This window comes from Enterovibrio norvegicus DSM 15893 (assembly GCF_900115495.1).
GTDB classification, from domain to species: domain Bacteria; phylum Pseudomonadota; class Gammaproteobacteria; order Enterobacterales; family Vibrionaceae; genus Enterovibrio; species Enterovibrio norvegicus.
Genome location: NZ_FOWR01000028.1, coordinates 40,561 through 60,199, shown reverse-complemented (window position 1 = coordinate 60,199; position 19,639 = coordinate 40,561). Strand labels below are relative to the sequence as shown.

Sequence of the window (19,639 nt, the reverse complement as noted above, 5' to 3'; positions counted from 1 at the left end):
CTAGGACAGGTGGGCTGTTTCATCATCAATTGAGGCCCAGTGAAAGCTCTTAGATAAGCTTGTTTCGAATATGAATAACAAGCGCCTCAGCGATGACAACCACGGCAAAAATGCTCACAAGAACCATGGACACTTTTTGCCATTCGAACAGGTTTTGAGCATCGTTTAGCACCACACCGATCCCCCCTGCGCCAACCAACCCTAGCACCGCTGATTCGCGAACATTGATATCCCAACGGAACAGAACAATAGAGTAAAAAGCTGGCATAACCTGCGGCCAATAACCTTTAAGCAAAATACTCATCCACGACGCCCCTGTTGCCCGTAGGGCTTCGATCGTCCCCATGTTGACCTCTGCAATCGCTTCAGCCAACAACTTACCGACAAACCCAATACTTCTCACCGCAATCGCCATCACTCCCGCAAGCACACCTGGACCAAACAAGGCGATGAACAGTAATGCCCATACAAGCGAGTTTACCGATCGAGACGAGACCAGAAAGAACTGTGCTATCCAATTTAAGGTTTTGCTTGGTGTGATATTAGGTGCGTTGAGCAATGCTAATGGGATTGCAAATACCAAAGTAAACAAGGTTCCCAGCGTAGCAATATTCAATGTTTCAATCAGCGCAGCGTGAATAGATTCAGGGTAAAACCCGTAGTCCATAGGCACCATGCGTTGGAACATGTCAGCGAACTGTGCAGGTGCGTCGTACAGGAACTCAGGAATGACTTCGACGGTTTGCCAAGACCATACAATGGCAGACACAAGGCAAAGATACACCGCGAAGCGAGCAATACGTTCATTGAATGTAAAACGATGCCATTCTTTATCAATAGAAGCCGTCGTCATTAGAATACTCTCCTGACAATATTAGACAGAAACTCACCGACGAGAATAAGTGCAATAATGGTGAGCAAAATCGCTGCGACGAAGTCGTAGTCAAAACGTTGGAAAGCAGAAAACAAGGTCCCGCCTAACCCGCCCGCGCCGACAATACCGACCATGGTTGAGTTACGTAAATTAGAGTCCAACTGGTAGCTGGCGAAACCGATAAAACGGGTAAACACTTGCGGCATCACCGCATACAGGATCACAGACATGAAGCTTGCCCCTGTCGCGCGTATTGCTTCAACTGGTTTAAACGAAATCTCTTCTATGGCTTCTGCAAAAAGCTTAGCGATGAAGCCGATTGAGGCGAAAACCAAGGTCAAAATCCCTGCCAGCGCACCAAAGCCCACGGCTTTCACAAATAAAATCGCGATAATAACGGGATGAAAAGATCGACATAATGCGATGAACCCTCGAACGGGCATCGATATCATCGATGGCATCATGTTCCTCGCCGCCAACAAGCCCAAAACCAGCGAAATCACAATCCCAAAGAAGCTCGAAATAATGGCGATTTGTAAGCTTTCAGCCAATCCACTTAATAGCAGACTGGTTCTTGAAAAATCAGGGGGAAACATTCTCGATAAGAGTCGTTCACTCTCACCCAAACCAATAACCAGTCGGTCATAGGTGACGCCGAGCGTCGACACACTATAAAAAAGGTAAACGGCCACCGCAGCGAGTAAAGCACGATGGGTCCATGACACGTTAAACGGGTTTTGAACCGGTAAGGTTGAAGACGAAGACGCCGAACCTTGGCTTAATCCAGCCATGACTCACCCCCATAAATCACTTTCAAATCATCTTCCGTGATCCCCTCTGGTGTGCCGTCATAATGTACCTTTCCGTTACACATTCCGATGACTCGCTTGGCAAATTTTTTGGCGAGATTAACGTCATGAATATTCACCAGCACAGGAATGTTTTTCTGTTCAGCGAGCGTTTCCATCAGACCCATAATTTCCGAGGCTGTTTTTGGATCGAGTGAAGACGTTGGCTCGTCCGCCAGTAAAATGTAAGGGTTTTGCATCACCGCGCGCGCAATACCGACACGTTGCCGTTGACCGCCAGAAAGGCTATCTGCACGTTGGTTAGCAAAGTCTTCTAAACCCACAAATTCAAGTAGTTCAAACGCTTTGGCGAGATCTTCGGATGAGTAACGTCTGCGCCATGCGTTCCAAGCACTCATGTATCCCAAACGCCCACTTAAAACATTCTCAATGACAGTGAGACGCTCAACTAAATTGTATTCTTGGAATACCATACCAATGTGACGGCGCTGCATACGAAGTGCGTAACCTTTGAGTTGCGTCAGGTCGACACCATCAAACAGAATTTCGCCTCGGGTTGGATCGTTAAGGCGATTAATACACCGTAAAAGCGTACTTTTCCCTGTGCCCGACGGACCAATAATGGCAATAATTCCCGGTTGGTCGATATCAATATTAATCCCTTTTAGGATGGGCTTTCCCGCCACATATTCATGATAAAGGTTATTGATTTTTATTCCGTCATAGCTTGCTACGGCCATTCTGTGTTTCCTTGTACAAACGTTAAAGTGATCTATGCCCTACCCAGAAGGGCATAGATATTTAAATAGGCTTATTACATGAATAAGCGGGGAGGGCTAAACGAGGCGAGAACTACTGAATTTTCGCTTGCTTCGCTAATTCAGCGGCCTTTTTCTTGGCGCGTTTTGCAGCATCTTTTTCCGCGAGCTTTTTCAGGCCCGTTTTGGTGTATGCCGTGCCAGTCGCATGAGCGATATCTCGAATCACGCCCCATTCTTCTTTATAAGTGATAGGAGAGAAACGATCGGCACCTTTAAATGCAGCACTCATTTCTGGGGTAAAGCGGTAACTGAAAAATGCCTCCTCGATTTTCTTGACCAGTTCTGGCTTGAGGTTATAGGCATAACCAAACGCAGACGTAGGGAAGCGAGGACTGCGGTAAATCACCTTCAACTCAGAGTCGTCGACGCGGCCTGCGGCAACCATGCGGTCATAGACATCAGAGGCAACGGGCGCCGCATCATAGTCTCCGTTATATACACCCAAAATAGATTGGTCATGTTTACCAGAGTAAAGCACCTTGTAATCTTGATCTGGCACTAGACCTTTTTCAGGGAACAGTGCACGGGGTGCTAGGTTACCTGAATTGGAGGACGCGGAGGTGTGCGCAACCTTTTTACCTTTTAAATCCGTCATGGAATCAATGCCGCTATCTTTGCGAACAATGGTGATCAAGTTATAACCTTGAAAACCTTTTTCATCGCCTTTAACTGCAATAGGCACATAGCCTGCAAGGTTCACGGCATAACCTGTTGGACCCGTCGAAAAGCCAGCGACATGAAGTCGACCAGAACGCATGGCTTCTACTTGTGCGGAGTTTGAGTGAACGGTGTAGTAAATAACACGTTTACCCGTAATTTTACTTAGGTGTGCTTGGAAGTCTGCGAATGCATCTTTATATAAAGCGGGATCTTCAACGGGTGTGTAAGTAAAAACGAGGGTGCTTGGGTCGATCCATTCATCGGCGTTCTTTGGGGAATCTGCCACCAAATCTTGGTTTTCATCACAGTATCTATTATCTAGCACGCCGCGGTTTACACACTCGCTTGCTGAGGCAACTGTAGGAAGAAGCAATGAGCTAGCGATTAACAATCCTTTAACGCTGGTTTTCATATTCATATCCTATTTCTACGTTTTGTTAAAAGTCGCTTACTCTATTGCACCCTTCATGCCAGATTTTTACCCCTTAATTATCAATAAGTTAAAATTAAATTGGTTTTCACCCCTTGATTTTGGGTCATCGATGTCCACTAAAAAAAGTAACGTTTGGGTCATTTGTGTCCCGCTTCAGAAAGACATATGAGGCCATGCTTGAATCTTGAAAGAAGGCGATTTGAGCGCTAGCTCACAGCTGCACGCACCACATGTCAATCTTATTAGCCTAGTCTTGTATAAATCTTCGTCATCTCAAAATGTTAAGTCATTAGTGGCAAGTCCCGCACAACACGCCTATTCGTTTTTGGGTCATTCTTGTCTCTTATTTGGATGCATATAACGCAAGCTCGCCGGCCTTATCAATCCTTAAAGCTGTCTTTATCCAGTTGATGCTTTTTCATTTTTCGATAAAGGGTCTTACGCGGAAGATTGAGTTTATTCGACACCTCATTAATGTTTCCTGAGGATTCAATCAGGGCTTCTGTCAACACGTTCTTCTCATACTGTTCCATCTGTTTTTCAAACGCAAAATCGTCACCCACCCCTTCACCGGTCGGCGATGTAAGGTCAAACCCATCACCCACGATGCCTAACACAAAACGGTCAGCCACATTGCGCAGCTCTCGGACATTTCCGGGCCAGTCATGGCGGCTTAATTGTTGGCTTTGCTCTGGATAAATCGTAGAAGGACGCGTTTTGTATTTCAGGCTGGCTTGTACCACGAAATGCCGAAACAGCACCAAAATATCCTCTTTACGCTGTCGTAACGGGGGCAGATGCAAGCTGGCGATATTTAATCGATAGAACAAATCTGAACGAAACTCGCCAGATTCACCCAGGCTGGCTAAATCGGCTTTACTGGCTGCAATGACAACGATGTCGACAGGGATCAGTGTATTTCCCCCTACACGTTCAATCGCGCGTTCTTGGATAACCCGAAGCAGTTTAATTTGAACCGCGATAGGCATACTTTCTATCTCATCGAGAAATAACGTTCCGCCACTGGCCTGCTCGATTTTGCCAATTCGCTTCTTATTGGCACTGGTGAACGATCCTGCTTCGTGGCCAAACAGCTCGCTCTCAATGATGCTCTCTGTCATTCCGCCACAGTTAATTGCAACAAAGGGTTTTTCTTTGCGGCAACTAAAGTCATGAAGCGCTCGCGCTATCACTTCCTTGCCAGTACCCGTTTCGCCATTGATGATAGTGTCCACACCCGTGTGTGCTAGCGCCATGACCTGTTGACGAACTATATCCATGCTTTTAGATTGCCCGATGATGACGGATTCAATCGGTAATGCGCTTGCAGAAGACGCATTGTCTGTTTCTGAGGGCTGCGATTGCTGACAATGCGTGACAGCAAGATTGAGCTTTTCGATCAGCTCATCCGCGTTGAGGGGTTTCTCCAGAAAATCAAACGCACCCAGTTTGATGGCTTCTATCGCCATCGGAATATCGCCATGACCACTCATCAGCAACACGGGAACTTGGGGTGCACGGTGTTGTATTGCTGTCACCAACGTAAGGCCATCCACATCGGGCATTTTTACATCACAGAGAACAACGGATTGGCAATGATGATCTAACGAGCGAAGGCCTGCATTCGGGTCAGTAAACCCACTGACTGAAAACCCCTCAAGCTCAAGCATTTCACTGACAGCTTCAACAACATCTGATTCGTCGTCGATCAGTACAACGTGTTTATCGTGTTTCATCAATGGCTGCCTTTTTGTAACGTAACAATGAATTCTGTTCCTTCATGCTCTACAGACTCAACAGCAATGGTGCCGCCAAAGCCTTGAATGATGTTGTAGGCAATCGACAAGCCTAAGCCCAAGCCCTTGCCCACCTCTTTTCGGGTATAAAAAGGGTCAAACAGATAAGAAAGATCGCCTGAAGGAATACCAAGACCATTATCTTTTACCGAGAACTGAACACCTTTTGATGTACCCTTCACCGCAACAGCGACCCGCGAGTTTGGCTGATTTTCGACAGCATCTAAAGCATTACTGATCAAATTGACCAATACCTGCTCAAGGCGAATACGATTTGCCCGCACCCACTGTTCTTCCGTTTTCTCATATTCAATCAATACACTGGTTTGCCTCGTCTCGAAAAGTCCAATGGCATCTCGAATAACCTCGTCCAAGAGTACGTTATCTACCTTTCCATCACTTTTGCGCGAAAACGCCTTAAGATGCCTTGTTATCGCGGCCACTTTTTCAAGTAGCCCCTGTATTTTCTCTAGGTTATTCTGCACCTTGTCGGGCCGGTCTTGCTCTAACCAACGTTGAGCGCTACGAATATGACTATTTACAGCCGTCAACGGTTGATTGATTTCGTGGGTAATCCCCACACTCAACTGACCTAATGCAGCAAGCTTTCCAGCCTGTACAAGCTCATCTTGTGTCACCCGCAGTTTGGCTTCCGCCAACGTTCTTTCTTCGACTTCCGCCTCTAGTTTCTGATTGGTCTTTTTCACCACTTTGGCCGTCAATTGGAAGACCTTTAAGTATTTCGCCATTTGAGTTACTTCATCTTCACCACGAATCGCGACTTCTGTGTCTAAGTGCCCGGTTGAAATCGCGAACATATTGTCCTTTAGCTGCAATAAACGCTCTAGTATGTTTTTGCGGACATAAAACCAAGAAATGGCAGCCGCCGCCAATACACTGAATATTGAAAGAAAGAGTGACCACTTTTGGTTAAATAACAAAGACTGCTGAGCTTGAACGATGGAAAGATCAATATTTCGGTTGACCTTGCTCGTGTTAGTCTCAATTTGCACGGTTAATTGATTGAGGTGTTCGCGGCTATTTTGTAAGAAATATTGCTCTTGATAATGGTGATCTAACGCTTTGTTTTTCAGCGCATAAAGGCTGCTAGAACGCGATGCTAAGTTGTATATCACAGAGAGTTGTCGATTTAATTCTGGAAACTCATCACCTAACCCGCCAACAACCCAAAGCGTCCACCATGATTCGCCCACTTGCTCTAATCGAGACCCCGTGTAATCGAGATCGTTAAAACTTGCGTCGTTATACAGTTTTTCGACCAAGCCTAACTGGTAATACAAGAGCGCTTTAAGTTGGGCATAGTCAATCTTGTTCTTGCTATCCTCTGGCAGTTGATCAAGCGATTGACTTGCTTGTTGAAGCAATGGATAGAAACCTTCCAGCAAATCCCCCAACTCTTTGTTGAGGTGTTCAGATTCGACTTCACTTTGAAACAACAAGCTCAGGCTATTATTGACTTGTGCAATGAGATCTTTGAAATAGGCATGATATTCGGGAAACTCCACGACAATGCCATCCATCACCAAAATCGCTTGTTCGATCTTTTCCATTGCCTGCTTTCGTTCAATGTTGGATTCTGCATCACCAATCTGCGAAGAAGTGGTGATAATCACGCGCACCATGTCATTGAGTCTTGCGGCTTGTTCCAATGCAGGAATCTCACTTTCCTTTAATTCCTCCAGACGCTGGTTAAGATCTGTAAATGTAAAGGAAGAAACAACAAAGAGAAAAAGTGTTGTCATTGATAGCATCGATAACGCCATAACAAGTCGTAACTCAATGCCTTTCCAACCAAAATTTTTCCTACGCAATCGAGAATGAGGCTTAGTTTGTAACGCCCCATTTTGCTCAGACTGAAACACTCCGCCGTCCACTGGCATCCACCTTATTGGTTACATCAAAACGTATTTTTCTGCAGGTAGTTTGAAGGGTCAGTACCCTAAAACGCGCTAAAATCCACATCAAATAACGGCAGATCAGCCACCGTTTCCACCCTGAATGTTCACTAAACACTGCCACAATCAATATAAAAAACTATATACCCAAGGCCCAAACACCTCTCGCTTTTTTCTTTTTCTACTCCTAATACGCTTTATGGTTAGCGTTCAAGTTAAAGACGTACCATTTCAAAACCTATTAACCAGAAAACAGCGGCCACTTACTTATTTTTTGTGTTTATATCTAAGCTGACTTTACACCTGCCTATTTTATCGACCAAAACTGCCAATATTTTTCATATAAAACAATATGAACTGCCTCATTAATGAAAATATCATTTAGTTAAAGAAACAATCCATACCTCACTAATTGACACATTCCAAGAGCACTAGCAACAATGATGAACGACTTAACAGAAGATGTGTTCAATCAAACATGGATGTTTCAAAAATGAATCAAAAAACTTCTCACTCCCAGCGCCGATTGAGCAAAAAAGGCATTGTTAAATCATTGCTGCTGGGCATGCTTTACCTAAATTACGCCCATGCAGGCAACGAACTCGAAGATGACAGTTATTTTCCTGCCGCAAGAATGTCTTTTGGATCACAAGCAAATGTTCGCTTGTTTGATGAGGCAGCCAATACCACTGCTCACCAAAAAGGGATGTGGAGCACTTCGGGAAATTGGCCGTTATATGCCATTCATATGGCGTTATTGCCAAATGGCAATGTGATCACCTACGGCACAGACGAGTCGGGTCGTGGTCTCGGCTTGGCGTATGATGTATGGACACCTTCACAGGGCTTCACTGACGCATCTCATAACACCTTAGATATCACCACTGACACCAATGTATTTTGCTCAGCACAACAACTTTTGGGCAATGGTAGCCTGCTTATTTCTGGTGGTGACCAGCGACCAAACGGCATCAATGGTGCGGGCATAAAAAGCGCAAATGTCTTCAACCCCAATGATAACAGCATGTCACTTACGGGAGAGATGAATCAACAGCGCTGGTACCCAACGCTAACGACAATGCCCAATGGCGATATACTCGTCCACGGTGGACGTATCGACAAAGAGACCCCTACCACATTACCGGAACTATACAGCCAAACGTCAGGCACCTGGTCTCAACTTCATGGCGCTGACTCGCCGGATGTGTATTCCGTAAAAGGTTGGTATTATCCAAGAAGCTTTGTGAACAACAAAGGAAATGTCGTTTTTATCAAAGGTAATGACAATGGCGTTTATGAATTAGACGCCTATAAAACAACCGCTAATGGACAAGGTGGAATTAATCACAAAATAAACACTGGTACGGGCGATTTTAAATTCTTTTACCCCACCGTGAGTTATGCAAGCGGCAAAGTACTTGCGTTTAAAGAAGGTAAAAAAGTTTATTCCATCAATATTAATAATTTCAGTTCCAAACGACTCGCTAATATTCCGTCTGAGCGAATCTGGTCTGATGCCACCCTGTTAGCAAATGGCGAAGTACTCGTTTCTGGTGGTTCATCTGTCCGACAAGACCTCGATTCTGCTCACTTCACTGCCGAGGTTTACAACCCAGAAAATGATAAGTGGCGAACCACAGAAGCTTCCCAGAAAGCGCGCCTCTATCATTCCTCAGCTGTGTTGTTACCTAGCGGTGCCGTTTTGGTTGCGGGTGGCGGTCCTCCAGGCCCTATTTATCAACTGAATGCTGAAATGTATTACCCTGACTATTTATTTGATGTAAACGGTAATTGGGCAACACGACCAACCATAACAAGCATTACGACGAACGTATCGTATGACAAAAATATCTCCGTCAAATACTCGGGAAATAAGAAGATTGAAAGGATCACCATGGTTAAACTGGGTTCAACGACACACAGTTGGAACATGGGGCAAATCTTCCGTGAAGTGAACTTCAAAGAACGCCAAAACAACCGTTTGGTGATTGGGTCAGGGCAACTGACACCTCAAAAAATGACACAGGGTTACTATATGGTCTTTGTCATTGATGCCGATGGCGTTCCATCAGAAGCAAAAATCATTAAGCTCTCATAGATAAAGCTCTCATAGATAAAGTTGTCTCGGGCGGCATGGGGAAATACCCAGCCGCCATTCTCAAAACCCACACGCCCACGCTTTGAAAATCCCCTTACTCTAACGCTCTCTGTGCCAAACCGATTGAAACGTCTATCTTTTCAATAACACGCCATCATTGAGTGAGTCATGAACCTTAAACGTATCGAAACTTTTGTCTTGGTCGCGACACTGCGCAGCTTTCGAAAAGCCGCCGAGCAACAATTCACCACTCAACCGGCGATTTCATCCCGCATTGCAGGGCTTGAGAAAGAACTTGGCGTGATCTTGTTTGATCGTGATGCGTCACCGATTTCATTGACCGCGAAAGGGCGAGAGCTATTGCCTTATGCTGAGAAGATGTTGATTTCGGCGGAGCAGTTTGAACGCCGCGCAGAGAACAATGCGCTATTGAGTGGCACCTTGCGATTAGGGGTGTCGGAATCCATCGTGCATACATGGCTGACTGCGTTCTTGCGCTGCTTGCATGACAAATTCCCAAGTTTAGACATTGATGTGACTGTCGATGTGACGTCGAACCTACGTCATGATTTGCTCGATAGAACCTTGGATTTGGCGTTTCTAATGGGACCCGTCTCGGAGCCTTCCGTGACCAATTTACCCTTGTGCAGCTACCCGCTTGCATGGGTTGCGAGCCCGTCGATTGCCTTGCCAGATTCAGTGGAATCTCTGGAACATCTTGCACCTTGGCCCATCATTACATACGCCCGCAATACCCTGCCATTTTGCGAAATCAAAGAGCATGTGGCGCAAGCCGATGTGTCTGGTGTGCATTTCTTTACGTCCAGTTCTTTATCGGCTTGTTTGCGGATGACAGCGGATGGGCTTGGCGTTGCCACCTTGCCCATGGCGATTGCAGCGCCTGAAATTGCATCAGGCAGGTTGAGGATAGTGGAATGCAATTGGACGCCTTCACCACTCGAATTCACCGCATCTTTCATGCGAGCACCACTGAATGGCGCGGCACAAGAAGCGGCGAAACTGGCCACGAAAGTCGCGGCTCGTCACGCTGGAGAACACACCTTGATTGCGTAAATCTGCGTGATTAAGAAGGGGGGATTTGTTTGGCATTCACCAGCGTTTGTGGCCGATAGTCGAGTGCCTGCCACCGTTTCCACACGCTCGGATCGACACGGACATTCAATGCGGGTAGCCCCCCTCGGCCGAGATTATACGCGCGATAAAAGCGTCCGTTTTCGTCTCCTTTACCACGAAAGCGCTGAAAGGCTGCATAGAAGCCGCGAATAAATTCATGAAAGGAGTCGCGAGGTTGTTTACGCCAAGGATCGTCCGTAAACACGTGTTGCGACATCTCTAGATCAAGCCCGAGTCCCATCGCTTTCTCAGCTATCCAACCGAAGGGGATTTCCCGCAAGGTATCATTGGGATAGCCACCTCCCACATTGGCATGTGCGCCGGTAAACCAGCGCTGTTCAACCTCTTCAATCGGCCTCATTTCGGTGTTTGCGTTGCACGTCCACAATGCCGCGTTGTAAGCGCTTCGGTGTTCATCTAACGCCATGGCATGAAAAGCATGTTTAATGCTGTCAGAGAGCGTTGTGTCGTGCCAACTGAACACGCCTTTTTCCGATAAAATGGTACCCGGCACGCCAAGTGCCCCCACCGTGTCCCACACCCCCATAAAATGAATGTCCACGTCGCGGCTGAAGTTTCTTCGGAAGTTCACACTCGCTTCGGAATCCCGTGAGAGCGACGGATTGCTGTAGAGCGCCATTGCACGTTTTAACAGATCAGGTGTGACGATTTTTAACAGTCCACACATACGCACGATCCCGCCCAAGCTGCGTGCAGTGTAAGCACCGCGACTGAACCCAAAGACCCAAATTTCTTCTTGAGAGTGGCAATGTTTGGCGAGCCATTCATACCCTTGAAGGAGATTTTTGGTTAACCCCCAGCCAGATGTGCCGCCAAGAAAACGCGTGGCGGCAGACGTTCCCACTCCCGGATCGTAGAAAAAACGCTGACGTACACCGTGTTCATCAAAAGGTTTAATGTATTTGGCGAGTCGATAGACATTGGTTTGATCTTGCGGGTCATTCCATGTGCCGTCGAATAGCACGATAAGACGTTGCTGAGATTTTGCTCTAAATGGGTTTTTTCTTGCGCCGTCGCTCGTCATAAATACCTCCAGCGACCAAGGTCTACATTCTGTGAAAGCGAACGTGACCTGTTCGTGTTTTTTGTGTCAATGGCATCCTTCGGGGGCTGCGTTGTTCCATGCTTTGGACACTTTACCTAGAAATTTTATGCATTAACCACGAGCAATGAATACGCAAGGTCGAGACAAATCGAGTGGTTTGCCGCCGCAAAGGCGTTTAAAACAACCCATTTCGTGACGAATTCCAGATGTTTCGCAGTGTTCAATGACCGATTAATTTTTTTTATGACAAAAGGTAAAAAACTATAATTGGACGGAATGACACCAAACTGCAACATTTAATTAACACAACAAATCACTGTAAGGGTTAAGGATGACGACCACGTTACCGACAGGCATGGAACGTCCTATCGCATTTATGCAGCGCGATGCTGCGTTGGCGGAAGCACGTAATCTACGAACGAAAATCCGCCGCGGCGAATTTCAGGACGCCACCAGCGGCTATGCTTCAGGCCTAGCACAAGGCAACGTGGTGATTCTGCCCAAAAACTGGGCGGATGATTTCTTGCTGTTCTGCCAAAAAAACCCGATTGCTTGCCCACTGCTTGCCGTCTCTCTCCCCGGCCAGCCTCTGCTCGACGCACTGGGTGACGACATTGATATTCGCTCAGACGTACCAGAATATCGTGTGTTTCGACATGGCGAGTTTACAAAAGAAACACAAGACATCAGTGATCTGTGGCGCGCCGACATGGTGACGTTTGTGCTCGGCTGTTCGTTTTCATTTGAAGATGCGTTAATGCGCGCTGGGTTGTCGCTTCGTAACATCGAAAGCCAGTCCAACGTCTCTATGTATAAAACGAATATCCCCGCGAATCCTAGCCAACATTTCAGCGGCAACTTGGTGGTGTCTATGCGCCCCTTTACGCCGGCCGATGCCATTCGCGCTATTCAAATCACATCGCGTTTACCGAAATCTCACGGTGCGCCGATTCACTTTGGCAACCCAGAAATGATCGGTATCAGCGACATTTCTTCGCCCGACTTTGGCGACCCGGTAACCATTAAAGACGATGAAATTCCCGTATTTTGGGCGTGTGGTGTGACGCCGCAATTAGCCATTGCAAATGCACGCCCACCCATTGCTATCACTCACGCGCCAGGGAAGATGCTCGTGACTGATATCAGTACTGAACAACTCTCAATTCTTTAACGAACACATGTGAAAAGGAGACTTCCAATGAAGTTGTTGAAAACCCTGCTACCTGCCATGGTCGTGTCATTCTCAGCATTGACCGCCTCCTCTACGATTGCTGCTCAATGGCACATGCCGACGCCCTATGGTGACGCGAATCTGCCAACCAAAATTGCCTATGACTTCGCTGAGCAAATCAAACAATCAACGGGCGGTGATATCGACATCATCGTGCACTCTGGCGCCTCGTTGATGAAGCACCCTGAAATCCCTCGCGCTGTGCGTACGGGACAAGTTCAGCTCGGTGAAGTGTTCATTGGCATCATGGGTAACACCCACCCTATTTTTAAACACGACAACATTCCTTTCCTTGCCACGGACTACAACCAAGCTCAGAAACTGTGGGAAGCGGCAAAGCCTGAAATTGAAAAGCAACTGAGTAAGGAAGGCATGATCCTGCTTTACACCGTGCCTTGGCCTGCACAAAGCCTTTACACCAAAAAGCCGGTGAACGCGTTGGCGGACATTAAAGGCACCAAGATGCGCGCTTACAGCCCTTCAACATCGCGTTTGGCTGATTTAATGAACACCACGCCGACGACGGTACAAGTGCCAGACATTCCACAAGCGTTCAGCACCGGCATTATCGATGCGATGATCACCTCTCCTTCAACGGGTGCGAACGGTCAAGCATGGGATTACCTGAGCCACTTCAATGAAATCAAAGCGTGGATCCCGAAAAACTTCGTTGTCGTGAACAAACGTGCGTTTAAACGCCTCGACAAAGACGATCAAAAAGCCATTCTTGATGCGGCTGAAAAAGCAGAAGCACGTGGCTGGAACGAAGTAACAGCACAAGAAGCGAAAGACACCAAAACCCTTGCTGATAACGGCATCGTGGTGTCTCAACCTTCTGAGCAATTGCTGGGTGAACTGCAAGCCATTGGTCAAACCATGACGAATGAGTGGGAACAAGAAGATCCTGCCGCACTGACACCTGTATTGAGCGCGTATAGCGCCAAGTAAACCGTCACTGAATCGACATCGCTCGCACTCAGCGTCAACCTTGGCTAGGTATATATAACAAGGTGCGTCGCGATGACGAAACGTGAAAAAAGCGTTCGCCCCCATCATTGGCTTTTTGTCTGCGCGGTGTGTTCACCGCGAACATAACAAAGCAGGGATGTTAAGTGATGGGGAGACACCGCGCTGTTGTGCCAATCGCTTGCTGTCATTCGCAGCACGCAAGGCAGCGCCAGACTAGGAAGGTTGAAATGAAACGAGCCCTGTATTTGCTGTCGGGCGGTTTATCCGGATTTTTTATCGTGGTGATCATGCTGATCATCCTCGCCCAAATCGTCGGCCGACTCTTCGGCTTTATTATACCCTCTGCGGAGGATTTCTCAGGCTACGCACTTGCCGCCTCTACGTTCTTTGGCTTGGCGTATACCTTTCGCGAAGGTGGACACATTCGCGTAAACCTCGCCATTCAGCGTTTGCCTGAATCATGGCAACGTCCGCTCGAAAGCGTGGTGCTGTTTCTCGCGTTTTTGCTGCTTTGCTTCGCCAGCTATTACTGCGCTTATATGGTGTGGGAATCCTATGATTTTGAGGAAGTGACGCACGGTTACATCCCTATTCCTTTATGGATTCCACAAGTCCCACTCGCGGTCGGCATGATTGCCTTTAACCTTGCGGTGTTGGACAGCCTCATCGATAACCTTCGTGGCATTACTCCGCATTACCGAGTGCGTGAAGATGAAGACGCGAACATTGACCTTTCAGAAGATCAGGAGCGCGCGTAATGGCTGACATATCTCTTATTTCCATCATTCTTGCCGTCAGCTTGCTGCTGTTTCTTGCCGCAGGTATGTGGGTTTCCCTCTCCCTGATCGGCGTTGGTGTGATTGGTTTGTACCTCACGGGCAACGAACAGATTGGATTGTTGTTTGCATCATCCAGTTGGGGCGCCAGCACCAGTTGGTCACTCACCGCACTCCCTATGTTTATTTGGATGGGTGAACTGTTATTCAGAACACGCTTGTCGGAAGATTTGTTTAAAGGCCTGTCCCCTTGGCTAAGCGGATTCCCCGGCAAGCTCTTGCACGTCAATGTCTTGAGCTGTGGCATCTTTGCTGCGGTATCAGGCTCATCTGCCGCCACCGCTGCCACCATCGGCCGCATGACCCTGCCTGAACTAAAAGCGCAAGGTTACAGCGAACGCATGGCAATTGGCACACTGGCAGGTTCTGGCACCTTGGGGCTGCTAATTCCCCCATCAATCATCTTGATTGTGTACGGCGTCGCTGCAGAAGTATCAATTGGCCGTTTGTTCATTGCAGGTGCCTTACCAGGGCTGATGCTGATGGGCTTATTTGTGGGTTACACCACCATCTGGGCACTGCTCAATAAAGATGAACTGCCTGCACACAACGCTGAAGAAACCTCATGGGCTACACGCTTCGCCGCCTTGCGTAAGCTGATCCCGATCGTCAGTTTGATCACCTTTGTATTGGGCTCGATTTACGGCGGACTAACCACGCCAACCGAAGCCGCTGCATTGGGTGTGTTTGGCGCCATGATATTGGCGTGGCTCACAGGATCGTTAACCTTCCAAGGGTTTATTGACAGCTTGCTCGGTGCAGTAAAAAGCGCCTGCATGATTGGCTTTATCTTGGTGGGCGCGCACTTCCTTACACTGGCAATGGGTTTCCTTGGTATTCCGCGTGAGCTGGCAGAATGGATTGCATCCATGTCTCTCACACCGATGGAACTGTTGTTGTATCTCACCATCTTGTTCGTGGTGCTGGGTTGCTTCCTTGACGGTATCTCCGTGGTCGTACTCACCGTTGCCGTGGTCATGCCCATGGTGCAGCAAGCGGGTATTGATCTGCTGTGGTTTGGTATTTTCATTGTGCTTGTGGTTGAGCTGTCACAGATCACACCGCCTGTTGGCTTTAATCTGTTTGTTATTCAGGCACTCACGGGCAAAAACATACTCTATGTCGCACGGGCTGCCTTCCCGTTTTTTATGCTGATCCTTTTAGGGTTAGTGTTGATTACCGTCTTCCCTGACATCGTGACGTACCTACCAACCACCATGAGTCAGCGATAGCGGCAGCGACCAAATAACAGCGGAGCGTTATTGATGAAATTGAATTGCGATATGGGTGAAAGTTACGGCGCTTGGGTGATGGGCAATGACGAAGCGGTCATGCCGTGTATTGATATGGCGAGCATTGCCTGCGGCTTTCACGCCTCAGACCCAGTCACCATGCAGCAAACCGTCGCGATGGCGCTCAAACACGGCGTCTCAATTGGTGCGCACCCTGGCTACCCGGATTTACTCGGATTTGGTCGCAGAAAGTTCGATTGTACAACCGAAGAATTGCGCGCGTGGTTAGCGTATCAAATCGGTGCATTGCAAGGCATTTGCCGTCAGCAACGCACCTATGTTGATTACGTCAAACCTCATGGTGCGCTTTACAACACCATGATGCGTGACATGGATGTGTTGCGCACCGTGATGCTCGCGGTGAAAGAAGCAGCACCCGGTTCAGCGTTGGTGGTGATGGCAATCCCGAGCCGTTGTGTTATCGAAGGCATGGCAGAAGACATTGGTATTGAGCTGATGTACGAAGCGTTTTCTGATCGCGCATATGACGATGCGGGATACTTGGTTGATCGCAAAGTCGAAGGGGCCGTTCACGGCAGCGCCGACGCCATCATTCGCCAAGTTCAGCAAATCGTGGAAAACGGCACTGTCACCACACTCAGTGGCAAAACACTGGCAGTGAAGGCTGACACGCTCTGCATTCATGGCGATGGCCCTCATGCCACCGCTGTCGCCTCTGCCCTTCATCACTGGCGCAAGAAAGACAAGCTGTAACGGAGTACCCATGCTTAAGATTGAAGCAGTCAGCGAGCAATCCCTGATTGTGTATTTTGGCGACACCATTGATGAAGCGATTGCGGCCAACGTCAATCGCGCCATCTTTCAAGTAAGACGCGAACTAGACGATGTTGTGACTGACATTGTCCCGTCTTACAACTCGATGCTGGTATGTTTTGATTTAAACCAAACCGACCGCTTCGACATTATCAAACGCATTAAACATGCCCTCGCCAGCAATGCTGAAGGTTTGAGTGACAGCAGTGATAACGTCGTGATTGAAATCCCCGTGTATTACGGCGAAGAAGTCGCGCTCGACATGGCCGATGTGTGTGAAAAGACAACGCTAGATGCAGAGACAGTCATCAAGCTGCACAGCGAGCGACAATACCGGGTGTATGCCATCGGCTTTAGCCCAGGGTTTGCTTACCTTGGCAGCTTAGACGATGCCATTGTCATGCCACGTAAATCCACGCCGCGCCTCAAAGTGCCAACAGGCAGTGTGGGGTTGGCAGATAATCAAACCGCGATTTACCCCAGCAGCACACCTGGTGGCTGGCAGATCATCGGCCGCACACCGCTGAGCATGTTGGATTGGGAAAGCCGCAACCTTGCCAGAGTCAACGTGGGGAATCGCGTGAAGTTTTGCCCTATCGACAAACAAGAGTTTCTCGCCCAAGGCGGTGTATTAAATGATTCGGAGGGCAAATGAGCTTTAACGTCATTAACCCCGGCATGCTGACCTTAATAGAAGACAGCGGTCGCCAAGGTTTCCAACACCTCGGCATTACCACTGGCGGGCCAATGGACGAGCACGCCTTTTATTGGGCAAACCGTTTGCTGGGCAACTCGCCTGATACAAACCAGTTGGAAATCACCTTTGGTCAGTTACAGCTCATCGCCAATCATGCGACCAGCGTGGCGATCACAGGCGCAGATCTTGCTGCACGTTTGAATGATAAGCCGATTCAACCTTGGTGTACGTACGCACTGAAAAAAGGCGATACCTTAGCATTCGGTGCGCCAGTCAACGGACTTCGCGCTTACCTGGCGGTTGTGGGTGGTTTTCAAGTAGAGGAAAAACTGGGAAGTGCTTCAACGGTAAAACGCGAGCAATTGGGCGGGCTATCGGGTAACGGCGACCCCTTGAAAAAGGGCGATGTGTTGCACTTCACGCCTCATGCAGAACCCATTGTTCAACGCGCGCCAAAATGGACCATTCCTGATTACAACGCACCGTTAGAATTGGGCGTGATGCCTGCGTATCAAAATGCCTCGTTTTCGCATGATGAACAAATGACATTTTTCACCCATAATTATGAAGTGAGCCAGAATATCGATCGCATGGGCTATCGACTCTCTGGCACACCCATCAAAAGCAGCTTAGACGGCATCATTTCTGAAGGTATTGCGTTCGGGGCGATCCAGATCCCTAACGATGGGCAACCCATCGTGTTGATGAAAGATCGTCAAACCATTGGCGGCTATCCCAAGATCGGTTGTTTGAGCAGTTTAGGTGCAGGCCAACTGTCCCAACGTCAGCCAGGACAAATCGTGACGTTCACATCCATGGATGTGGCAGATGCCGAAGTGGAAAGACGGTTGTTCAATCGCGTCATCTTTGGCTAATTCGACTCACCTATTGAAGCATAGCTAACCGCTCAACGGATCTAGGGGAATGTGAATCGATGCAGAAAAACGATATTACCCCGTTTTTATCGACCATCAATCGCTACATCGCAGCGAAAGATAACAACAAACCGCACCTGCTTTCGCAGGTGTTTACCCAGCAGGCAACCCTCTCTATGCAGGTAAACACAGACGGCATTTCATTCCCATCAGAAGTCGTAGGAAGACACGCAATTTCAGATGTTTTGGTCTCCCAGTTCAATCAAACGTATGAGAACATTTATACCTTTTGTCTGTCAGATTCCATCGATCGAAATGGGTCGCTCTTGGCCTGTAAATGGTTAGTGGCCATGACAGAAAAGGAAAGCGGAAACCTAAAAGTAGGCTGCGGACATTATGATTGGGAATTTCAATCTGAAGACGGTTCAAGCGTGAAGAAGCTGAGCATTACAATCAGACACATGTTCACCCTGGATTTTCAAAACACAGCGCATTTTCTTCATGGATTAAGTGAACTGCCCTACCCGTGGTGTTTCAGCAGTTCAGCACGTATCGAGATGCCTGCCATCCCAGCATTGCAGGATATTCGCACATTCCTTGACCAGATTTAATTCACACTAAACAACGCCTTCTGCATTAACACGTTTGATGCAGAATATTCGCTGGCGTCGCGCTACACGAGTGCGCTACGCTTCGTCCATATGACTGTTTATCGATGATTTACGCTATGAACCCAACCATTCGCACCGCATTGCCTTCTGACGCTCAACGCATTACTGACATCATTAACCCGATCATCGAAGGTGGGCAGTTCACCATCCTAGATTCGACGTTTTCGGTGTCTGACCAAAGCTTCTTTATTCAGTATTTCCCGGTCAACGGCGTGTTCCTCGTGGCAGAAGATCAAACCACCAAAACCACGCTGGGCTACCAAACCGTAGAACCGTTTGCCAGCTTCACCCGCACGCTGGATCACGTTGGTATTCTTTCAACGTACGTTGAGGAAAACAGCCGTCAAAGAGGCGTTGCATCCGCCCTGTTTGCGACCACGTTAGAGATAGCCAAATCACGGGGTTTTGAAAAGCTGATCGCCCAAGTACGTGCTGACAACGACGTCGCGTTGAACACGTATTTGAAACAAGGGTTTACCGTGGCAGGCACATTGACCAAGCATGCCAAAATCAACGGACAATACGTTGATGAAGTCATGTTAGAAGCCTTTCTATAATTCCCAACTTGTTTCACCCCCGCCCAAAAAGAATTCCCTGCAGGCCAGATAAAATCAGGCCTGTTTCGTTCAAACCCTGACATATCTCCAAAAGAATTGACGCAAATTTGTTGTTTCTTTCTCGTCTGGC

At 47.9% G+C, this 19,639-nt stretch carries 18 protein-coding genes; 11 read left to right on the top strand and 7 right to left on the bottom strand.

Translation table 11 applies throughout. The annotated features are described in order from the left end of the window. Positions 1-49: 49 nt before the first annotated feature. The 6 genes from phnE (BM082_RS17095) to BM082_RS17070 form a co-directional block, all read right to left on the bottom strand. The gene (phnE, locus tag BM082_RS17095; protein WP_074927895.1) at positions 50-853 is read right to left on the bottom strand and encodes a phosphonate ABC transporter, permease protein PhnE; all 804 of its coding nucleotides are present in this window, start codon (positions 851-853) and stop codon (positions 50-52) included. Continuing rightward, the gene (phnE, locus tag BM082_RS17090) at positions 853-1,665 is read right to left on the bottom strand and encodes a phosphonate ABC transporter, permease protein PhnE (protein ID WP_017010309.1); all 813 of its coding nucleotides are present in this window, start codon (positions 1,663-1,665) and stop codon (positions 853-855) included. The genes phnE (BM082_RS17095) and phnE (BM082_RS17090) overlap by 1 nt, the downstream gene beginning before the upstream one ends. Further along, complete coding sequence (gene phnC / locus BM082_RS17085) at positions 1,653-2,423, bottom strand: phosphonate ABC transporter ATP-binding protein (protein WP_017010308.1); 771 nt, start codon at positions 2,421-2,423, stop codon at positions 1,653-1,655. The genes phnE (BM082_RS17090) and phnC overlap by 13 nt, the downstream gene beginning before the upstream one ends. 112 nt (positions 2,424-2,535) lie before the next feature. Beyond that, entirely contained in the window at positions 2,536-3,576 is a 1,041-nt protein-coding gene (gene phnD, locus BM082_RS17080) for a phosphate/phosphite/phosphonate ABC transporter substrate-binding protein (protein WP_017010307.1), read from the bottom strand. A 401-nt stretch (positions 3,577-3,977) separates the two neighbouring features. Continuing rightward, positions 3,978-5,333: a sigma-54-dependent transcriptional regulator gene (locus BM082_RS17075; protein WP_017010306.1), complete on the bottom strand. Its 1,356-nt coding sequence runs from the start codon at positions 5,331-5,333 to the stop codon at positions 3,978-3,980. Beyond that, complete coding sequence (locus tag BM082_RS17070; RefSeq protein WP_074927892.1) at positions 5,333-7,294, bottom strand: ATP-binding protein; 1,962 nt, start codon at positions 7,292-7,294, stop codon at positions 5,333-5,335. The genes BM082_RS17075 and BM082_RS17070 overlap by 1 nt, the downstream gene beginning before the upstream one ends. Positions 7,295-7,802: 508 nt before the next feature. Between BM082_RS17070 and BM082_RS17065 the strand changes: the two genes are divergently transcribed. Continuing rightward, a complete protein-coding gene (locus tag BM082_RS17065) occupies positions 7,803-9,407 on the top strand; it encodes a galactose oxidase early set domain-containing protein (protein WP_074927890.1) in 1,605 nt (534 codons plus the stop codon). A gap of 168 nt (positions 9,408-9,575) precedes the next feature. Further along, positions 9,576-10,481 (top strand): LysR family transcriptional regulator, encoded by a 906-nt coding sequence (locus BM082_RS17060; RefSeq protein WP_017010303.1) that lies wholly within the window; start codon positions 9,576-9,578, stop codon positions 10,479-10,481. Between the two features lie 10 nt (positions 10,482-10,491). On the opposite strand, the gene BM082_RS17055 is transcribed toward BM082_RS17060, so the two are convergent. After that, on the bottom strand, positions 10,492-11,586 hold the full coding sequence (locus tag BM082_RS17055; protein WP_074927887.1) for a DUF2235 domain-containing protein: 1,095 nt from the start codon (positions 11,584-11,586) through the stop codon (positions 10,492-10,494). 376 nt (positions 11,587-11,962) lie between these two features. Here BM082_RS17055 and BM082_RS17050 point away from each other — a divergent pair, with 376 nt between their 5' ends. From BM082_RS17050 to BM082_RS17010, 9 genes are all read left to right on the top strand, one after another. Further along, positions 11,963-12,778 carry a putative hydro-lyase gene (locus tag BM082_RS17050; RefSeq protein WP_017010301.1) on the top strand — a complete coding sequence of 272 codons (816 nt, stop codon included), beginning with the start codon at positions 11,963-11,965 and terminating at the stop codon, positions 12,776-12,778. Between the two features lie 27 nt (positions 12,779-12,805). Further along, positions 12,806-13,786: a TRAP transporter substrate-binding protein gene (locus BM082_RS17045; protein ID WP_074927884.1), complete on the top strand. Its 981-nt coding sequence runs from the start codon at positions 12,806-12,808 to the stop codon at positions 13,784-13,786. A 248-nt stretch (positions 13,787-14,034) separates the two neighbouring features. Continuing rightward, entirely contained in the window at positions 14,035-14,565 is a 531-nt protein-coding gene (locus BM082_RS17040; protein ID WP_017010298.1) for a TRAP transporter small permease, read from the top strand. Next, entirely contained in the window at positions 14,565-15,875 is a 1,311-nt protein-coding gene (locus BM082_RS17035; protein ID WP_017010297.1) for a TRAP transporter large permease, read from the top strand. The genes BM082_RS17040 and BM082_RS17035 overlap by 1 nt, the downstream gene beginning before the upstream one ends. A gap of 33 nt (positions 15,876-15,908) precedes the next feature. Further along, positions 15,909-16,649 (top strand): 5-oxoprolinase subunit PxpA, encoded by a 741-nt coding sequence (locus BM082_RS17030; RefSeq protein WP_074927881.1) that lies wholly within the window; start codon positions 15,909-15,911, stop codon positions 16,647-16,649. 10 nt (positions 16,650-16,659) lie between these two features. Beyond that, a complete protein-coding gene (pxpB, locus tag BM082_RS17025) occupies positions 16,660-17,364 on the top strand; it encodes a 5-oxoprolinase subunit PxpB (RefSeq protein WP_017010295.1) in 705 nt (234 codons plus the stop codon). Continuing rightward, entirely contained in the window at positions 17,361-18,281 is a 921-nt protein-coding gene (locus BM082_RS17020; protein ID WP_017010294.1) for a 5-oxoprolinase subunit C family protein, read from the top strand. Before pxpB ends, BM082_RS17020 begins: the two co-directional genes overlap by 4 nt. Before the next feature lie 59 nt (positions 18,282-18,340). Further along, a complete protein-coding gene (locus tag BM082_RS17015; protein WP_017010293.1) occupies positions 18,341-18,892 on the top strand; it encodes a nuclear transport factor 2 family protein in 552 nt (183 codons plus the stop codon). 116 nt (positions 18,893-19,008) lie between these two features. Then, positions 19,009-19,509, top strand: a complete 501-nt coding sequence (locus BM082_RS17010) for a GNAT family N-acetyltransferase (protein WP_017010292.1) — start codon at positions 19,009-19,011, stop codon at positions 19,507-19,509. Positions 19,510-19,639: the final 130 nt, after the last annotated feature.

Bases quoted from the DNA above. Each gene is read 5' to 3' on its own strand.
- phnE (WP_074927895.1), bottom strand. From the start codon at position 853: ATGACGACGGCTTCTATTGATAAAGAATGGCATCGTTTTACATTCAAT.
- phnE (WP_017010309.1), bottom strand. From the start codon at position 1,665: ATGGCTGGATTAAGCCAAGGTTCGGCGTCTTCGTCTTCAACCTTACCG.
- phnC (WP_017010308.1), bottom strand. From the start codon at position 2,423: ATGGCCGTAGCAAGCTATGACGGAATAAAAATCAATAACCTTTATCAT.
- phnD (WP_017010307.1), bottom strand. From the start codon at position 3,576: ATGAAAACCAGCGTTAAAGGATTGTTAATCGCTAGCTCATTGCTTCTT.
- BM082_RS17075 (WP_017010306.1), bottom strand. From the start codon at position 5,333: ATGAAACACGATAAACACGTTGTACTGATCGACGACGAATCAGATGTT.
- BM082_RS17070 (WP_074927892.1), bottom strand. From the start codon at position 7,294: ATGCCAGTGGACGGCGGAGTGTTTCAGTCTGAGCAAAATGGGGCGTTA.
- BM082_RS17065 (WP_074927890.1), top strand. From the start codon at position 7,803: ATGAATCAAAAAACTTCTCACTCCCAGCGCCGATTGAGCAAAAAAGGC.
- BM082_RS17060 (WP_017010303.1), top strand. From the start codon at position 9,576: ATGAACCTTAAACGTATCGAAACTTTTGTCTTGGTCGCGACACTGCGC.
- BM082_RS17055 (WP_074927887.1), bottom strand. From the start codon at position 11,586: ATGACGAGCGACGGCGCAAGAAAAAACCCATTTAGAGCAAAATCTCAG.
- BM082_RS17050 (WP_017010301.1), top strand. From the start codon at position 11,963: ATGGAACGTCCTATCGCATTTATGCAGCGCGATGCTGCGTTGGCGGAA.
- BM082_RS17045 (WP_074927884.1), top strand. From the start codon at position 12,806: ATGAAGTTGTTGAAAACCCTGCTACCTGCCATGGTCGTGTCATTCTCA.
- BM082_RS17040 (WP_017010298.1), top strand. From the start codon at position 14,035: ATGAAACGAGCCCTGTATTTGCTGTCGGGCGGTTTATCCGGATTTTTT.
- BM082_RS17035 (WP_017010297.1), top strand. From the start codon at position 14,565: ATGGCTGACATATCTCTTATTTCCATCATTCTTGCCGTCAGCTTGCTG.
- BM082_RS17030 (WP_074927881.1), top strand. From the start codon at position 15,909: ATGAAATTGAATTGCGATATGGGTGAAAGTTACGGCGCTTGGGTGATG.
- pxpB (WP_017010295.1), top strand. From the start codon at position 16,660: ATGCTTAAGATTGAAGCAGTCAGCGAGCAATCCCTGATTGTGTATTTT.
- BM082_RS17020 (WP_017010294.1), top strand. From the start codon at position 17,361: ATGAGCTTTAACGTCATTAACCCCGGCATGCTGACCTTAATAGAAGAC.
- BM082_RS17015 (WP_017010293.1), top strand. From the start codon at position 18,341: ATGCAGAAAAACGATATTACCCCGTTTTTATCGACCATCAATCGCTAC.
- BM082_RS17010 (WP_017010292.1), top strand. From the start codon at position 19,009: ATGAACCCAACCATTCGCACCGCATTGCCTTCTGACGCTCAACGCATT.